Genomic DNA, 17,045 nt, shown 5'->3' on the forward strand with positions numbered 1-17,045 from the left:
CTGCGTGCTGAGCCTGCTGGCGCTCTCCTCCGGCGTACTCGTGTTCGTCGTCGACTCGATGGCGCGCGCGACGTTCTGCCTGCTGGTGTCGTTCCTCGCGGTCGCCGCACTGGTGCTGATGACCGGGCTGGCCTACCTCGGCATCGTCATCATCCTGATGATGATCATCGAGATGGTGATCATGGCGGTGTTCATGGTCATGTTCATGATGAACCCGGCCGGGCTGATGCCGATGTCGATGTTCCACAACACCCGCGGCGCCGCCGTCATCTCCGGCCTGGTGTTCACCGGGCTGGCCGCGGGGATCCTCGCCGTGGACTGGCCGCAACGCCGCGGCGCACCGGCGCCGGACCCGACCGTCGCGCTGGGCGAGGCCCTGATGGGCGGTCACATGCTGACGATGATGACCCTCGGCGTGACGCTGTTCGCCACCATCGTGGCCACCGTGGTCCTGTCCACCGGGCGTGGCCGCTACGACCGGCTCGGCGACGATCTGGACGCCGAGCGGGCCGACGACCCGGCCGGTGGGGGTGTCGGTCGATGATCCTCGAGGCGTTCCTGCTGGTGGCCGCCGCACTGTTCTGCATCGGGTTGTTCGGTGCGCTGACCCAGCAGTCGATCGTGATGCTGATGATGGGCCTGGAGCTGATGATCAACGGGATCATCCTGGCCGCGGCCGCGTTCTGGTACTTCCTCGCCCCGGCCGCCGACGGTCAGGTGATCGTGGTGGCGGTGGTGACCGCGATGGCGATCGAGATGGCGATGGGGTTTGCCGTGGTCACCGCGATCTACCGGGCCAAGCGCGTCGACATGACCGACTCGGCCACCGAGCTGGAGGGCTGAGCGGTGCCCAGCACCGTGCCCGGTGCCGTGCTGCTCGCCCTGCTCATCGGCCTGCCGACCGTGGCCGGGGCGGCGCTGCTCGTGGCGCGCCCGGCCCGCGGTGCCACCGCGGCCGGGGTCACGACCGCCGCAGCCACCCTCGCGGTCGCGGTGGCCGCCGCGGTCACCCGCCCGGCGTCGGAGGTGGCGTTGCTGGCCGGGGTGCGGGCCGGGTTCGCCGTGGACGGGTTGTCGGCGGTGCTGGTCGTGCTGGTCGCCGCGGTGCTGCTCGCCGCGCTCGTCGTGGCTGCGGCCGAGCCGGACCTGCGGACCGGCCGGTTCCACGGCCTGATGCTGATCTTCGCGGGGGCGATGCTGGCCACCGTCACCGCCACGACGCTGCCCGTGCTGTTGATGGCGTGGGAGGTCATGGGGGCGATGAGCTGGGCGCTGATCGGCTACCGGCTCGACGACCGGGCGGGCACCCGCGCCGGGACGGTCGCGTTCCTGACCACGCGCGCCGCGGACCTGGGGCTGTATATCGCCGCGGGCGCGGTGCTGGCCGGTGGGGCGGGCACGATGGCCCTCGCCGACCTTCCGGGCCTGGACGGCGGCTGGCTGCACCTCGCGGTGGCGGGTGTCGTGCTGGCGGCGCTGGGGAAGTCCGCGCAGCTGCCGTTCAGTTTCTGGCTGTCCGGGGCGATGCACGGACCGAGCCCGACCTCGGCGTTGCTGCACTCGGCGACGATGGTCGCCGCCGGTGGCTACCTGCTGCTGCGCACCGCCCCGGCGCTGGACGTGGCCGGCTGGGCGGCGCCACTCGTGGCGTGGGTAGGTGTGACCACAGCGCTGGTGCTGGGCCTGGTCGCCGCGGTGCAGGACGACCTCAAACAGTTGCTCGCCGCGTCGACCTGCTCGCAGATCGGGTTCATCGTGCTGGCCGCAGGGGCCGCCGCGACCCAAGCTGGGGCGCTGCAGACCGTGGCGCACGCCGCCGTGAAGAGCCTGCTGTTCCTGGTCGCCGGCCTGTGGCTGGCCACACTCGGCAGCCACAGCCTCACCGGTGGTCTGCGGGGCGCTGCGCGCCGGCATCGGGTGCTCGGCGCCGCGTTCAGCGTCGGGGCGTTCGCGTTGGCCGGGCTACCACCGTTCGGGTTGTGGGTCGGGAAGGACGCCGTGCTGGCCGCGACCCCGGCGATCTCGCCGGTGTTGTATGTGACCGGGTTGGTCGCGGGGTGGACCGCGGCGTTCTACGCCGGACGGGCGCTGTGGTTGGTCTGGCGCCCCGCCGCCGGTCCGGTCACCGGCTCCCGGCCGAGCCGGCTGCCTCGCCCGGCGGTGGCGACGACCGTCGTGCTCGCTGTCGCCGCCGCGGCCGCCGGGCTGCTGGCGCTGGGGCCGGCACCGCTGCGCCCGCAGCCGGCCCCGCAGACCTGGGAGCTCGCGGTCTCCGCCGTGCTCGCCGGCATCGGCGTCCTGGTGGCCCGGCGCTACGCCGAACGGGTTCCGGCCCCGGGGCTGTTGATGCGCTGGCTCGACCTGGAGGAGCTCGCCCAGCGCGGTCTCGCCCGGCCGGTGCTGGTCCTGGCCGGGGCGCTGGCCCGGGTCGACGATCACGGGCTCGCCCGCGTCCCCGCCGGCGCGGCCCGCGCCACCGCCCGGCTGGCCACACTGGTCACCGCGCACGGCGAGCGCGGTGTCGACCGCGCCGTGGCCGGGATCGCCGACGGCGCCCGCGCGCTCGGCCGGGCCGCCCGGCGCCCGCAGACCGGGCAGCTGCACCAGTACTACGCGCAGGCCTCGGTGGGCTTCGCCCTGCTCGCCGCCCTGGCCGTCCTCGTCCTCGTCGTGAGGTGACCCGTTGCTGTCGCTGATCGTGTTCTGGCCCGCCCTGGTCGCGGTCGCGCTGTCGGTGGTGCCGGCCCGGGCCGGGACCCGGGTGTTCGCCGGTGCCTGGTTTGCGACCGGGCTGGTGCAGCTCGGGCTCGTCGCCGTGGTCTGGGCCGGCCTGCCTGCCACCGGCTACGGCTCGGTGGAGCGGCTCGCGTGGATCCCCAGCGCCGGGGTCTCGTATCACCTCGGTGTCGACGGGCTGTCGCTGCCGCTGCTGGCGCTGACCGCGGTGCTGTTCACCGCGACCGCGGTCTACACGCTGCGCGGCATCGCCCGCCCGAAGGGCTTCGTACTGCTGTTCCTGGCGTTGCAGGCGGTCAGCGCGGGCCTGTTCGTCGCGCTCGACCTGATCCTGTTCTTCCTGTTCTTCGACCTGTCGATCGTGTTCATGTACTTCGTGATCGCCGGGTGGGGCACCGGCGCCCCGGCGCGGCGGGCGGCGCTGACGTTCTTCCTCTACACCTTCCTGGGGTCACTCGCGTTGCTGCTCGGGTTCATCCTGCTCGCGTTGGCCGGGCCGCGGTTCACCTTCGACATCCCGGCCCTGGCCGCGCAGAACCCGCTCGCCGACGGCGGCGCCTACGCCGGGCTGACCCTGCTGGTGATCGGGATCGGGCTGGCGGTCAAGACCCCACTGTTCCCGTTCCACACCTGGCTGCCGCCCGCGCACACCGAGGCGCCCGCGGCCGGGTCGGCGATCCTGGCCGGGATCCTGCTGAAGATGGGCACCTACGGCTTCGTCCGGATCGCGATGCCCCTGCTGCCCGCGAGCTGGCGCCAGTTCGCCCTGATGGCCGTGGTCCTCGGGGTGGTCTCGGTGCTCTGGGGCGCCCTGGTCGCACTCGCCCAGACCGACCTCAAACGCATGATCGCCTACACCTCGGTCAACCACATGGGCTACGTCCTGCTCGGGCTCGGCGCGGCCGGGCTGGTCGCCGGCAGCGGCGAGCAGGCCCGCACTCTGGCCACCGCGGGCGCGACCTACCAGATGGTCAGCCACGGGTTGATCACCGCGGCGTTGTTCCTGCTGGCCGGGTCGCTGCACGAGCGCGGCCACACCTACGACATGACCGCCTACGGCGGGCTCGCGACCCGCATCCCGCGCTTCGCCGGGCTGTTCGCCGTCGCCGCGTTCGCCTCGCTCGGGCTGCCCGGGTTCTCCGGGTTCATCGCCGAGTTCCAGATCTTCGCCGGGGCCCTGGGCGCGGTACCGGTCGCGACGGTCATCGCGGTGACCGGTGTCCTGATCACCGCGGCGCTGCTCCTGCTGGCGATGGGGCGGATGCTGCCCGGCGAGGTCCGCGTGCCGGATGCGCCCGGCACGCCGCGCCCGTTCCCCGATCTCGGCGCCCGGGAGCTGCTCGCGATCGCGCCCCTGCTGATGCTCGCCACCGTCCTCGGGCTGCTGCCCCGGGCGCTGCTCGACGTGATCGAGCCGGCCGCTCGTAGCGTCAACGACCTGGTCGCCCGGTGAGCACATGGACATGATGGTCGACAGTGACCCGACCGCCCTGATCCCCGAGATCGCGCTGCTGCTCGGCGCGGTCGCCGGGCTGCTGCTCGGCGCGTGGACCCCGCGCCGGCGCCAGTGGACCATCCGGGTACTGGCGGGCCTCGCCGCCGCTGCCGGGTTGGCAGCCACCGCCGTCGCCGCGACCCGGCCGCCCGAGGTGGTGTTCGGCACCTACGTCCTCGACACCGCTACGCACACGACCCGGGCGATCGTGCTCGTCACGACGCTGGCCCTGGTCGCGCTGTGTGGCGACACCGCCGCCGGGCACCGCCGCGAGACCGAGTTCGTGGTGCTCGTCCAGCTCGGCGCGCTGGGCTCGATGCTGCTCGGCGGGGCAGCCGACCTGGTCCTGCTGTTCGCGGCGTTCCTGCTCGCCAGCGTCCCGCTGTATGCGCTGGCCGGCTGGGCGAAGCAGGGCACCGCGACCGAGGCGGCGCTGAAGTACTACCTCGCCGGCGCGCTCGCCGGCGTCACCACCCTGGCCGGAGTGACCCTGCTGTTCGGCGTGGCCGGGGCCACCGGCTACGCGGGCGTCGCCGAGGGGCTCACCCGGGGACCGGGCGGTGCCGCGGCGGTCGGGCTCGTCGCCGTGCTCGCCGGTCTGGCGTTCAAGGCCGGCGCGGTTCCGGCCCACTTCTGGGTGCCCGACGTCGCCGACGGCACCCCGCCGGCGGTCGCCGCCGTGATCACCACGCTGCCGAAGATCGGCGCCCTGGTCGCCACCTACCGGCTCCTGGACACCGCCATCCCCGCCGACATCGTGGACTGGCCGCTGCTGGTCGCGATCCTCGCCGCAGCGAGCATGACCCTGGCCAACCTCGCCGCGTTCGCCCAGACCTCGGTACTGCGGCTGCTCGGCTACTCGACCGTGTCCCAGGTCGGCTACCTGCTGATGGCCGTCGCCGTCGCCGGTCGCGCACCGCTGGCCGAGCCGGCGCTGCTGTTCTACCTCGCCGGCTACGCCGTCACCAACGTGGCCGCCTTCGCCGTGGTCGCCGCCACCGCCCAGCGCAGCATCGACGGGCACCGCGGGCTGGCGCGCCACGACCCGTTGCTCGCGACCGCCCTCGTCGTCGCGCTGCTCGGGCTGGTCGGCACCCCGCCGACCGCGGTGTTGTTCGGCAAGCTCGTCGTGTTCACCGCGGCCGTCGACGGTGGCCTGGCCTGGCTGGTCGTGCTCGCCGTGCTCAACACCGTCGCCTCGCTGTTCTACTACCTGCGCGTCATCGCAGCCGCCTTCACCGCCGGCGACAACGACCACGCCGGCGCCGTGGATCACGCCGGATCGGGGACCCGGTCGCGCCCGTGGGCGCGGTGGACCGCGCTCGGCACCGCCACGCTGTCGTTGCTGCTCGGTGTGGGCGCCGGGGTGGTCCTGACCGTGGTCGGGACACCGACATGAACGGCGCGGTCGGGACATCGACATGAACGGCGCGTACGGCCCGCACGAGGCGCGTAGCCACGCCGGTACCGTGGCCGACATGGGCGACAGGCGACACGGACTGCAGCTGGTGCTGCTGGTCCTGCCTGTCCTGCTCGGACTCGTCGGGATGCACGCGCTCGTCGTCCCGGCCGCCCCCGCCCCGGAGACCGGGCATCAGGTTGCGATCGCAGCGTCCGTGGCCGGACCCACCGGCCACCGAGCCGACGCAGCGGCCACGCCGTCTGCACCGGTGTCGGCCGCGGCCACCCATCACCCGATGTCGACCGACCACGGCGAGCACGACGCCCACCTGCTGCACCTGTGCCTGGCGGTGCTGGCCGCCGTCGGGCTTGGGCTGCTCGCGGCGTGGCTGTTCCTCGGGCGCCTGACGCTCCCGGTCTCGGTCACCCCGGCCCGGCAGCGTGCCCGCGACATGCCGGCCCAGCGGCCACCGCCGGTCCCTCGACGACTCGCCCAGCTCTGCGTGATGCGGACCTGATCGGCCCCCGGCGCGTCAGAGCGCCGGATCCGCCCCCGATCACCCGTTCCGACACGGAGAGCCAGAACCACACATGAAGATCACCAACGTGGCCGCCGCGGCCGCGACACTGACTGCTGCCCTCGTCCTGACCGCCTGCGGCGGTCCGGATCCCGCCGGCAGCGCCGCGCCCGCAAACCCGGCACCCACCCCGTCCAGCGCCGCCGCCCCCAGCGCGGCGATCTCGGCCGAGCACAACCAGGCCGACATCGCCTTCGCCCAGGGCATGATCCCGCACCACCAGCAGGCCGTGGAGATGTCGAAGCTGGCCACCGACCGCGCCGGTAGTGACGACGTCCGCCGCCTCGCCACCGAGATCGAGCAGGCCCAAGGCCCGGAGATCGCACAGATGCAGGCCTTCCTCACCGCCTGGGGCGCCCCCGCACCCGGCGCCATGCCCGGGATGGACCACGAGTCGATGGGCCACGGCCCCGACCAGAACGGTATGGGCCAAGGCGGTATGGGACAGGGCGGCATGGATCACGGCGGCATGGCCGGGATGATGACCCCCGAGCAGATGGGCCGGCTCGAGCAGGCCAACGGCGCCGAGTTCGACCGCATGTTCCTCGAGATGATGATCGCCCACCACGAGGGTGCGGTGCAGATGGCCCAGACCGAACTCGCCAACGGGACCAACCCCGAGGCGACGGCACTGGCCCAGCAGATCGTCGACGCCCAGGAAACCGAGATCACCGAGATGCGCGAGCTCCTCGGCTGAGCCCCGGTCAGGGTGAGCTGGCACCGATAGGTCGCTCTCATCCCTGGCCGATACGAGTGGGGGGTATGTACGGTAAGCCGTGACATACCCCCCGCCCGTATCGACGATGGAGGCTGTCCGATGGCGAAGAGCGCGAATCGGCCCGCTGTTCGAGGTCCGCTGTCTGCCGTGATCGCGGCTGCCACGTCCGAGCCCGGTCGTGCGGTTCTGCGCTGCCTGCTCGGGTGTGCGCTGCGAGCGCTGTCTGCCCGCACGCCCGCTGCCGAGCGCCGCGCGGCCTGTGGCGACGGTCGATGACCGCGCAGCCAGGACGGTCTCCCCATCCTGTTCACGGCTCGGCCCGCCGAGCTCACCGCGCTGCCGGAGCACGACCCGGCTGAAGAGGAACCACCGCTGCTGATGATCGACAGACAACCCGTACCCCGCCCGAGCCCCCACCGCCGCAGGACTCGATCCCGCTCCGCCTATGCCCTGCTCACCGCCGGCATTGCCGTACTGCTGGCCGGCTGTGGCGGACCGGCTCAGCCGGACACCTCCCCCGCCGCTGCCGACACCACCGCCGGCCTGTTCGACCAGGTCGGTCACGTGCACGGGGTCGGGGTCGACCCCGCCGACGGCGGCATCGTCATCGCAGGCCACCACGGTCTGTTCGGCCTCACCGGCGAGGGGACACTGGCCCCGCGGCAGGACTCGCCGCAGACCGGTGGGCCGGATCTGATGGGCTTCACCGTCGCCGGGCCGGCGGCGTATCTGGCCAGCGGCCACCCCGCCCCCCAGGACACCAGCACGCCGAACCCGCTCGGCCTGGTCCGCAGCACCGACGGCGGTGCGACGTGGGAGCCGGTCAGCCTGCACGGCCAGGTCGACTTCCACGCCCTCGACGTCGACGGCACGGCCGTCGTCGGCCTCGACGCCACCCGCGGGCTGCTGATGACCAGCAGCGACAGCGGACGAACCTGGCAAGAACGCGCCCCGCTGGCCGCCCTCGACGTCGCCCTGGCCCCCGGGGACGGCACCGGGATCCTGGCCACCACCGAGGACGGAGTCATGGCCAGCCGTGACGGCGGCACCACCTTCACCACCGTCGCCGACAGCCCCCTGCTGGCCTACCTGGCATGGGCGGACGACGGCACCGTGTACGGGATCGGACCGGATGGGACGGTGCACGCCAGCAGCGACCAGGGCACGACCTGGCAGCGTCGTGGCGGCACCGCGAGCCCCCCGCAGGCGATCACCGCCGAGCCCGGAGGCCGACTGACGGTCGTGACCGACGACGGCGTCGAGCAGTCCACCGATGGCGGCGCCACACTGCAGCGTCTCGCCTGACCGGCGGTCACGCATCGGCGAGACGCCACAGCATGTGGTCGCCCTGCCGCCCCTCGGGGGTGGGGTCGTGGACCCCACCCCCGCAGGTGGTCATCGATGCCGGACGGCGCCAGGCAGACCGGCCAGGGGGCGTGTCGGCGCCGACGCTGCAGCCCCTCCGCGTTCACCCGGGCGGACGCGTGGTAGCGGGCGTGTCGGCCGGTCGTCGTGCGGGTCGACCGCCCGCAGCCGGATGGTCGCCGGATCGGCGGCCGGCTCGCTGGGTGCCGCCCCACTGTCGTCGTCGGGGGCGGTGAGTAGGCCACGCCGATACAGCACGGCCAAGGCCAGCCCACACAGCAGCCCGATCACCAGCAGCACCAGCCACGGCACATACGGGGCCCCGGCGGAGCGGGCGAGATCGATCGCCCAGCCCGTCCCCGCGTTCCCGAGCAGGATCCCCACCCCGCACACGGTGTTGTAGAAGCCGTAGTGGGTCGCGACGAGCCGGTTGCGGGCGAGGCCGACGATGGTGTCCATCTCGAACGGAAGCACCACGGCGGTCCCGATCGCGAGCAGCGCCGCCGTCATCAGCAATGCCGCCACCCCCAGCACCGTCGCGGTCACCGCGCTGACGTCGGGCAGCGCGACCAACAATCCGTCGGCGGCGAGCAGCGGTACGAACGCCGTGCCGAGCACGACGAGGCCACGACTGAGCGACCCGGCCGGCCCCCACCGTGCACGACACCACGCGGTCACCTTCATCTGCGCGGCGATGGTGACACCGCCGGAGACGACGTAGAGCGCGGTCACCAGCGCCGTGCCCAGGTCGCCCTGCCCGGCCAGTGTCCGGGCGTGCAGCGGCAGCGCCAGATACACCTGGTAGGACAAGACGTAGGTGCCGATCATCGCGACGGAGAAGGGCAGGAAGCCGCGGGTCGCGGCGACGTCGCGCCACTGGCCCAGGACCGGCCGCCGATCCGCTTCGGTTCCCCCGTCGGTGTCGCCGCCACGGGCTGGCAGCGCCCGGATCTGCAGCACCGTGAGCACCGCGAACACCGCCGCCGCCACCAGACAGGTCACGGCGAAGTTGATGCCGGTCAGCAGCAGACCCACGACCGGGCCGACCACGATGCCCGCCTGGTAGAACACGCTGAACAGCGCGAACGCCTCGACCCGGCGTTCCCCGGCATCACGGGCGATGTAGGCGCGTACGGCCGGGTTGAACAGCGCCCCGGCGAACCCGGTCGCGGCCGAGGCCACGACCAGGGTCGTCACGTTGTCGACCAGACCGAGCAGCGCGAACCCTCCGGTTCGCAAGGCGCACCCGGCCACGATCATCGGTTTGTAGCCGAACCGGTCGGCCAGGCTGCCTCCCACCAGGAACATGCCCTGCTGGGAGAAGTTCCGCACGCCCAGGATCACCCCGACGACCAGCACCGAGAGCCCCAGGCCTTGCGACAGGTGATCGGCCAGGTACGGGATGAGCATGTAGAAGCCGAGGTTGATGGTCAGCTGGTTGAGCAGCAGCAGCTGGACCGGCCGGTCGAACGACCGGTACCTGTCGAGGACGCGCATCAGCTCTCCGGCTCGGTGGGGCGAGCACACCGGTGCAGCGGGTCCAGCGGTGGACCTCGGCCGCGTCCGGGCGGTTGATTTCGTCCGGGTCGTGCACGGGTGGGCCGCTGATGATGATCCCCTTCTCTGCGCAGAACTCGTCGTTGTACACGGTGTCGAAGTAGCGCTGCGGCCCGTCGGGGAAGACCGCGGCGATCCGGGTGCCCTGCGGTCGGGTCCGGGCCAGCCACCCGGCCACCGTGCCGACCGCACCGACGCTCCAGCCGCCGCTGGAGTAGCTGGCACACGCCATCGCCCGGCACGCCGACACCGCCTCGTGGGCGGCGACCCAGTGCACCTCGCTGAAGATGCTGTGGTCGACGTTGCGCGGATGGATGCTCGACCCCAGGCCGCGCATCAGCCGCGGCCGCGCGGGCTGCCCGAAGATCGTCGACCCCACCGTGTCGACGCCGACGACCTCGAGGTCGGGCAGATGCCGGCGCAGCGCGCTCGAGATGCCCGCCGAGTGTCCTCCGGTGCCGACCGAGCAGACCAGCACGTCGATGCGGCCGAGCTGGCTGCGCAGCTCGTCAGCCAGCGGGGCGTAGGCGGACACGTTGTCGGGGTTGTTGTACTGGTCCGGGCACCACGCGCCGGGATGGCGGTCGAGCACCTCGGCGACGCGCTCGCGGCGCGCCTGCTGCCAGCCACCGCATGCGGCGGCGGCCTGCACGGTCACCACCTCGGCGCCGTAGGCGCGCAGCAGGCGATACATCAGCGGTTCCATCCCCGGGTCGGACACCAGCGTCACCGGGTGCCCGTAGGCGATCCCGGCCAGGGCCAGCCCGAGCCCCAGCGTGCCGCTGGTCGACTCGACGATCCGTCCGCCGGGCTGCAGGTCACCGCGCTCGCGTGCTCGTTCGACCATGTGCAGGGCGGGGCGGTCCTTGATCCCGCCGGGGTTGGTGCCCTCGAGCTTGGCCCAGAAGCCCCGCCCGTCGGAGGCGAACGGTGCGTCGATCCACACCGTCGGGGTGGAACCGACCACGTCGGTCAACTTCACGCAACGCCGGGGCGCGACGCCCGGGCCATCGAGGGGAACAGTGGTGAAAGGCATGGACATGACAGACCTCGTTCAGGCGCGGCGACACGCCGCACCAGGGAGCGGTGATAGGACGCAGGAACCGGCGACCAGGGGTGAGACCCGAGGTCGCCTGGCCTCTACGTCCGAGAGATCTGTGCCAGCGTCAGGTGGTGCCGTCCGCCTTCCGGTCGAGCGGGTGTGGTCTCGACCGCGCCGACCATCCACGGGGGTGCACGAGGTGCCGCCGCAACACGGACGTCGATACCCGCCCCGGCGACGACGTCAGGCAGGACTGGGCGATCCCCGCGAGCGGTCAGCGTCGACTCGTCATGGCTGCCGGCGTCGTGACAGACCGGAACCTCGTGATCCGGATGCGGCGCACCGGAGCCCTCGGTCCCGGCTTCGTCGTGATGGTCGTGCGGCTGCTCGGCCGTGGCGCTCGAGAACAGCTGCTGCTCTGCCGATTGTGCCGGCGGCCCTCCGACCACGAGCTCAGGCCCGTGCGCCGACGCGACCGGGTGCAGCCCACAGATCAGCACGATCGCGGACAGAGCGACAAAAAGGACGGACCGGCGGACGCCGACGGCGAGTTCGTGCGCCTTCAGCTCGCCGACGGTGTCGCTCACAGTAACCGGACCGTACCAACGCGACCGGCACACCCGACCACGGCACCACGGTCGATGCCGACGCCGAAAGCGGATGGACTCACCGACGATGAGCATCGCCGGCCCGGAGGCGAGCTGCAGCCACCGTGCACACGGATCAGCGCCCGGACGTCGCCTTGTCCGGGGGAAGTCACGGACAGCGACAGGAACTGCGCCGCTGCGTGACAACCTCGGACGCTTCCGGACGTCGTACCTGACAGGAGAACACCCGGCCTCGGTACGCCCGGTGGCGTAGCGCGACCAACGACGAGGAGTGCGAATGCGGAGCACGGCGATGCGGCGGACCCGGTTCGGCCGGCTCGGGGTGGCGGGCCTGGTGGCGGCGGCCGGGATCGGCCTGGCCGGTACGGCGCTCGCCGACGCCGAGAGCAGTGACATCGCCGCTCAGGCGCACGCCGAACCGGCGGCGCCCGGTACTCCGTGCTCGATCTCGACCCGCGCGTGTGTCGATCTCGAATCGCAGCGCGCGTGGCTGATCCGCGACGGCCAAGTCACCCGAGGCCCGGTCCCGATCGCCTCGGGCGGAGCGGGCCAGGAAACCCCGCTCGGGCACTCGTTCCGCGTGTACCGCAAGAACAAGGACCACGTCAGCGGCGAGTTCACCGGCCCCGACGGCAACCCCGCACCGATGCCGTGGGCAGTCTTCTTCGCCGACGGCGGGGTCGCCTTCCACGGCGGAGATCGCGAACGCGCCTCAGCCGGGTGCGTGAAGCTCGACCTGCCCGAGGCGGAAGCATTCTTCAACGACCTCACCGACGGCGACAAGGTTCAGGTCGTGAACGCCTCCGTCGAGCAGAAAGCTCGCGCCGGAGCACCGGCGAGCGGCTGACCACAGCAACTACGAACGGGTTGGCGGCGCCAGGCCTCACCGTGTGTCAGCGGCGCAACACCTGCCGCAGCTGCTCCGTCGACGGGGCGCCCGACAGTCCGGCCTCGCAGCGATAGACTCGGCACGAGAACGCTCCTGGACCGGTGGCGTGCTCGGCGAACGGGTCTACCCCGTCGAGCAAGATCGTGGGTGATCCCGCGAACTCAGGCGTTCCGGCGACCGCCTCCGCGGTCATGGTCCGGACCTCGACCGGAGTCGTGGCATGTCCCGCGTCGTCCAGCGCCTGACGCAGACGCTGCGAGGCGACGTTCTCGTGGGGGCAATTCGGCACCACCAGCAGCTCCACCCGCATCCCACCAGTGTGCTCCCACGGGCCGCTGCGCCAGCAACATCCGGCGACCGGAGGGCGCCGCATGGACCCGGAACGAGATCGGCGAGGAGCCGCGGCGGTCTTGTACCCGGTGCTCGTCCGTGTTGGAACGAGCCTCATGTCTCCATGCAACGAGCGTCACCGCCCGCTCAGGCCGTACACAGCTACCCGGTCGGCGAGCTCGGGGCGTTACCTCGGATACCGGCCCAGCCGATCGCGGCGGCGGCCAGGAGTAGGAATCCGCCGAGGAGGTAGACGGCCTGGATGCCGAGCGCGGCGGCGAGCAGACCGCCCAGGAGCAGCGACGCGAGCCGGCCCAGCTGCCAGAACACGTCGAAGCTGGCGAAGATCCGTCCGCGCAGGTGTGCGGGGGTGTGGGCTTGCAGCAGGGAGTTGAAGGTGACCGCGCCGGTGGAGGTTCCCAGCCCGTAGATCGCGAGGGCGACCAGAGCGACCGGGAGCGCGGAGAACGTTGCGAGTGCGAGGTCGACCAGGCCGCGGAGCACGTAGGGGCCGAACACGAACGCCGGTCGGCGCGGGTCGCTGAGCAGCCGGCTGACCACCAACGGGCCCAGGACTGCGCCGACGCCGATCGCGCCCAGCAGCAGCCCGTAGCCCGACGGCGCCAGGGCCAGGTGCTCGCGCGCCAATACCACCAGCAAGGCACTCGTCGCGCCGGCCGACAGGGCCGCGAGGAGCTGGCCCGCGCCGAGTGCCCGCAGTAGCCGGTCCGAGGCCAGTACCCGTACCCCGGCGACGGCGTCGGCAAAGAACCCGCGCCGTGCGGGCGAGCGCGGCGTGGCCGGTAGTCGCAGCCCGGTGAGCAGGAGTGCGCTGACCACGAAGCTGGCCGCGTTGATCCCGAACGCTGGGGCGGGGCCCAGTGCGGTGTAGAGCAGCCCGGCGAGCGGAGCCAGCGCGATCTGGGCCAGCACTGCGGCGGTCCAGATACCGCCGTTGGCAGCGACGAGTTCGTTCTCGTCGACTAGCGCGGGTACGGCGCTGTTGGCTGCGGGGTTGAACAGAACCGCCCCGGCAGAGAGCCCGAACGCGATCACATACACCGCGACGACGTGCTCGCCGAGCAGGATCAGCGACCCGGCCAGCAGGGCACGCCAGACGTCCGCGGCGAGCATGATCCAGATCCGGGGCAGCCGGTCGACCAGGGTGCCCGCCAGCGGTGCGAGCAACAGGACCGGAAGGATCTCGGCGAACACCACCGCGCTCACGCCCAACGCCGAGCCGGTCAGGTCGAATACCAACAGGGCCAAGGCCACCGTCGCGAAGATGTTCCCGCACTGTGACGCTGTGCGCGCCGACCACAAGCGCCGGTAGCCGGGGTGGGCGAATACCGTGCGCAGCCCGACGCGGCGGCGCGTAGCGCTCACTCGACACCTGCCCGAGGGGTGCTGCCAAGGCCCGCGGCGCCTGCAGGGGCCGACGCGAAATGCGCCGGAACCCTCCTGCGGGCGATGGCGAGCACCCTGACGATCACAGCCTCTGACTGAACGAACACCGCACTTCGCTTTCGATCGGATCGGACGGCTCGACGCCCGTCCGGACGCTAGAACCTTCCCCCAGGGGTAAGGTCAAGGACGATCATGCGAGGAGGGCTGTGATGCGGATGACGGTCGGCGCCGCCGCCGAAGCCGCCGGTGTGAGCGCCAAGGCGGTCCGCCTGTGGGAAGCCAAGGGGTTGTTGCCTGCCGCCGAGCGGACCGAGGCCGGATACCGGGTCTTCACTGAGAACGATCTCGACGTGCTGCGCTTCGTACGCCAGGCGAAGACCCTCGGCCTGCACCTCGATGAGATCAAAGAAATTCTTGACCTCCAGCGCGGCGGAGAGCAACCCTGCGGCCGCGTGCTGGCGTTGCTCGATGCTCACCTCGCCGACATCGATCAACGGCTCCGCGACCTCAATCGCTTGCGCCAGTCACTGTCCCGTGTCCGCGCCACTGCCACCAGCGCGCGTCGGCACGGCCAGAACGCCGTTGTCTGCCAGATCATCGAGGCACCATCAGAAGGCGGCCGACACCCCTAGCGACCAAAGGATCAGCTGAATCAGTCCGAGGTAGCACGATCCGGCTCGAGTCTACGAGCGGGTCGGCCGATGATCTGTACTACACACGTGCGGGCCGTTCGCCCCGCGCCGGTCAGGGTTGCCGAGGCCGCGCCGGTCCAGTCCCGCCACGGGAGTGACCGATGCACCAGGAACACCACCCGCGCCGCCGGTCCCTGCTGGCACCGGACCGGCGCGAGGAGCGCCTGCGCGCGGCTGGCGGATCCCGGTCCAGGGCGTCGACGTGCCACGCATCGCCTGCGGCCTTACGCATGAAGGCGCGGTCGGACTCCCGAGGTGGCCGACGGCAGCGGCGCGTGGGAACGACCAGCGTCGCTGGTCCGGGCCGCGGGGCCCGGCCGGGTGCGGGCCCGCGAGGGGGCTGCGGCCGCGAAGTTCAGTCAACGAGGGGGATGATCGCGTTTCACGGGCGGCGGGTGCAGCTGCAGTCCCGCCAGCAGCGCAGCCTCACCCACCAGTTCCCCGACATCGCCCACGCGGTCGGCGAGCAGCTGCCACCGGGGACCGTCGTCGATGGTGAGCTGGTCGCCCTGCGCGACGGCCGCATCGACTTCACCGCTCTGACCACCCGCAATGCCCAGCGATTCCTGGTCGTCTTCGACGTCCTTGCCGACCGCGGCCAGGACGTGCGCGCCGAGCCCCTGTGGTCGAGACGGGACCGACTCGCCTCGCTTGTCGGAGACGCCGACGACGGGGTCCTGCTGGCCCCAGCCGTCGACGAGGTCACGGCGGCCCGAATCTGGATGGAACGCCACGCCGAGCTCGGCATCGAAGGCCTGGTCGTGAAGGCGCTCGCTGCCCCGTACCGTCCCCGACAGGTGACCTGGTCCAAGGTCCGCGCCACCCACACCACCGAGGCCGTCGTCGGCGCAGTGATCGGCCCGATCACCCAGCCCCACGCCCTGATCCTCGGCCAGCACGACCGGCACGGCCAGCTGCGCATCATCGGCCGCACCCAACGGCTCTGCCGCGACGCGGCCACCGAGCTCGGCGACCGGCTCACGCCGCCGCGCGGCGGGCACCCGTGGCCGGCGGTCATCCCCGGCGGGCGACTCGGCCTGCCCGGCGCGACCGACGACGTGACGCACACCCCGGTCCGTCCCACCCTGGTCGTCGAGATCGACGTCGATACCGCGGTGGAGCATGGCCGCGCCCGACACGGCGTGCGCTACCGCCGACTCCGGCCCGACCTGCTCCCCGACGACCTGCAGGCCTCCGGGGCGAGCTGACCGTTACGATCGTGATCTACCACGTGCCGCAGGAGCGCCGTGGCTACGCCTCTGGCGCACGGGCGGAGAAGGCCGAGGGGGTTGCGGCATGACCACGATCGCCCCGATCGGCCGCGTGGGCAACGTGGTCTGCGTGCGCTGTGGGGACGGCCCATTGCTGGCCGGCGAACTCATCGACGACGTCGACGAGCGGCTGCCCAGGGCGGTGCAGGGCTGGTTGTCCGCGGCCGGTTGGCAGCTGTCCGGGCCGGTGTGCTCGGACTGTTGTCGGGAGCTGGGCCGGTGACCGCCCGGGTCGGTACCGGTGGCAGCGCCCGTGGTTCTCGGGCGGGGGCAGGGTTCGTGCGGTCGCTGGAGGCCTCGCGGCTGTACCGGCCGGACGGGTCGGTCGAGACTGAGCGGGCTCCGGCGGTGTGGACTCTGGCTCATCGCGGCTACAGCGGCGGCGGCCGGTTGGATGTGTGGGTGTAGCCGAGCCGGCGCGCGGCGCTGCAGGCCGGGGCCGAGCTGGCGCTGGCATGCGGCCTGGACGCCGACCCGACTGCGTGCGCGCAGTACGAGGCCGGCCGGTTTCAGGCGGTGCTCGACCGCTACGAGGCGACCCATCCGGAAGGGTTCGTGCTGCGGGTGCAGGCTGCGTTCTTTCAGTTCGACGAGTCCGGGCCGCGGGGCGTGTCATGGCAGGTGTGTAAGCCATGGGTGGGCCAAGATCGACCGCAGTGATCAACACAGCGGTCGGGAAGGACACCCACGTGAGCGAGAACCAGCCCGACCCTGACGGCGAGACTGCAGCGGCTCGCCGGCTCGCCGAGGCCCTCGACCCGTCGGCGATCGACGCGCTGTTGGCCGACGCGAAGGCCGCCGGCACTCCGATCGACGGCGTCGACGGACTGCTCAACCAGATGACCAAGGCCGTGCTCGAACGGTCGCTGCAGACCGAGATGACCCATCACCTCGGCTACGACCGCGACGACCCCGCCGGACACGGGACAGGCAATTCTCGTAATGGCAACTCGACC

The 17,045-nt window shown here is 72.2% G+C and carries 17 protein-coding genes and 1 pseudogene; 13 read left to right on the forward strand and 5 right to left on the reverse strand.

Annotated features, from left to right (window positions below):
- Nucleotides 1-4: 4 nt before the first annotated feature.
- From BM093_RS31910 to BM093_RS31945, 8 genes are all read left to right on the forward strand, one after another.
- Nucleotides 5-544, forward strand: a complete 540-nt coding sequence (locus BM093_RS31910) for an NADH-quinone oxidoreductase subunit J (protein ID WP_143105648.1) — start codon at nt 5-7, stop codon at nt 542-544.
- Entirely contained in the window at nt 541-843 is a 303-nt protein-coding gene (gene nuoK, locus BM093_RS31915; protein ID WP_093356144.1) for an NADH-quinone oxidoreductase subunit NuoK, read from the forward strand. Before BM093_RS31910 ends, nuoK begins: the two co-directional genes overlap by 4 nt.
- Nucleotides 844-846: 3 nt before the next feature.
- Nucleotides 847-2,679: a proton-conducting transporter transmembrane domain-containing protein gene (locus BM093_RS31920; RefSeq protein WP_245773942.1), complete on the forward strand. Its 1,833-nt coding sequence runs from the start codon at nt 847-849 to the stop codon at nt 2,677-2,679.
- A gap of 4 nt (nt 2,680-2,683) precedes the next feature.
- On the forward strand, nt 2,684-4,189 hold the full coding sequence (locus tag BM093_RS31925) for a complex I subunit 4 family protein (protein ID WP_093356150.1): 1,506 nt from the start codon (nt 2,684-2,686) through the stop codon (nt 4,187-4,189).
- A gap of 4 nt (nt 4,190-4,193) precedes the next feature.
- Entirely contained in the window at nt 4,194-5,630 is a 1,437-nt protein-coding gene (locus BM093_RS31930) for an NADH-quinone oxidoreductase subunit N (protein ID WP_093356154.1), read from the forward strand.
- 79 nt (nt 5,631-5,709) lie between these two features.
- Nucleotides 5,710-6,150, forward strand: a complete 441-nt coding sequence (locus tag BM093_RS31935) for a DUF6153 family protein (RefSeq protein ID WP_143105647.1) — start codon at nt 5,710-5,712, stop codon at nt 6,148-6,150.
- 73 nt (nt 6,151-6,223) lie between these two features.
- Complete coding sequence (locus tag BM093_RS31940; protein WP_093356162.1) at nt 6,224-6,907, forward strand: DUF305 domain-containing protein; 684 nt, start codon at nt 6,224-6,226, stop codon at nt 6,905-6,907.
- 399 nt (nt 6,908-7,306) lie between these two features.
- Nucleotides 7,307-8,233, forward strand: a complete 927-nt coding sequence (locus tag BM093_RS31945; protein WP_093356167.1) for a F510_1955 family glycosylhydrolase — start codon at nt 7,307-7,309, stop codon at nt 8,231-8,233.
- Nucleotides 8,234-8,323: 90 nt separating this feature from the next.
- On the opposite strand, the gene BM093_RS31950 is transcribed toward BM093_RS31945, so the two are convergent.
- The 3 genes and pseudogenes from BM093_RS31950 to BM093_RS31960 form a co-directional block, all read right to left on the reverse strand.
- Entirely contained in the window at nt 8,324-9,790 is a 1,467-nt protein-coding gene (locus BM093_RS31950; RefSeq protein WP_093356170.1) for an MFS transporter, read from the reverse strand.
- Between the two features lie 16 nt (nt 9,791-9,806).
- Nucleotides 9,807-10,886 (reverse strand): annotated as a pseudogene (locus BM093_RS31955) (PLP-dependent cysteine synthase family protein); the annotation flags it as partial.
- Nucleotides 10,887-10,990: 104 nt separating this feature from the next.
- Nucleotides 10,991-11,479, reverse strand: coding sequence for a hypothetical protein (locus tag BM093_RS31960; protein ID WP_093356175.1), 489 nt, complete (start codon nt 11,477-11,479; stop codon nt 10,991-10,993).
- A 343-nt stretch (nt 11,480-11,822) separates the two neighbouring features.
- Between BM093_RS31960 and BM093_RS31965 the strand changes: the two genes are divergently transcribed.
- The gene (locus tag BM093_RS31965) at nt 11,823-12,347 is read left to right on the forward strand and encodes a L,D-transpeptidase (RefSeq protein ID WP_245773943.1); all 525 of its coding nucleotides are present in this window, start codon (nt 11,823-11,825) and stop codon (nt 12,345-12,347) included.
- A gap of 46 nt (nt 12,348-12,393) precedes the next feature.
- Here the strand turns inward: BM093_RS31965 and BM093_RS31970 are convergent, their stop codons facing one another.
- The gene (locus tag BM093_RS31970; protein WP_093356185.1) at nt 12,394-12,699 is read right to left on the reverse strand and encodes a hypothetical protein; all 306 of its coding nucleotides are present in this window, start codon (nt 12,697-12,699) and stop codon (nt 12,394-12,396) included.
- Between the two features lie 182 nt (nt 12,700-12,881).
- On the reverse strand, nt 12,882-14,105 hold the full coding sequence (locus BM093_RS31975) for an MFS transporter (protein ID WP_218163028.1): 1,224 nt from the start codon (nt 14,103-14,105) through the stop codon (nt 12,882-12,884).
- A 230-nt stretch (nt 14,106-14,335) separates the two neighbouring features.
- Between BM093_RS31975 and BM093_RS31980 the strand changes: the two genes are divergently transcribed.
- From BM093_RS31980 to BM093_RS32000, 4 genes are all read left to right on the forward strand, one after another.
- Nucleotides 14,336-14,758, forward strand: a complete 423-nt coding sequence (locus BM093_RS31980) for a MerR family DNA-binding protein (RefSeq protein ID WP_093356210.1) — start codon at nt 14,336-14,338, stop codon at nt 14,756-14,758.
- Nucleotides 14,759-15,189: 431 nt separating this feature from the next.
- Complete coding sequence (locus tag BM093_RS31985; RefSeq protein ID WP_177238830.1) at nt 15,190-16,026, forward strand: ATP-dependent DNA ligase; 837 nt, start codon at nt 15,190-15,192, stop codon at nt 16,024-16,026.
- Nucleotides 16,027-16,114: 88 nt separating this feature from the next.
- Complete coding sequence (locus BM093_RS31990; protein WP_093356194.1) at nt 16,115-16,312, forward strand: hypothetical protein; 198 nt, start codon at nt 16,115-16,117, stop codon at nt 16,310-16,312.
- A gap of 466 nt (nt 16,313-16,778) precedes the next feature.
- Nucleotides 16,779-17,045: transposase (locus tag BM093_RS32000; protein ID WP_177238822.1), on the forward strand; the 267-nt coding region annotated here is incomplete at its 3' end.

It is taken from the genome of Pseudonocardia ammonioxydans (assembly GCF_900115005.1).
In the GTDB taxonomy this organism is placed as follows: Bacteria; Actinomycetota; Actinomycetes; order Mycobacteriales; family Pseudonocardiaceae; genus Pseudonocardia; species Pseudonocardia ammonioxydans.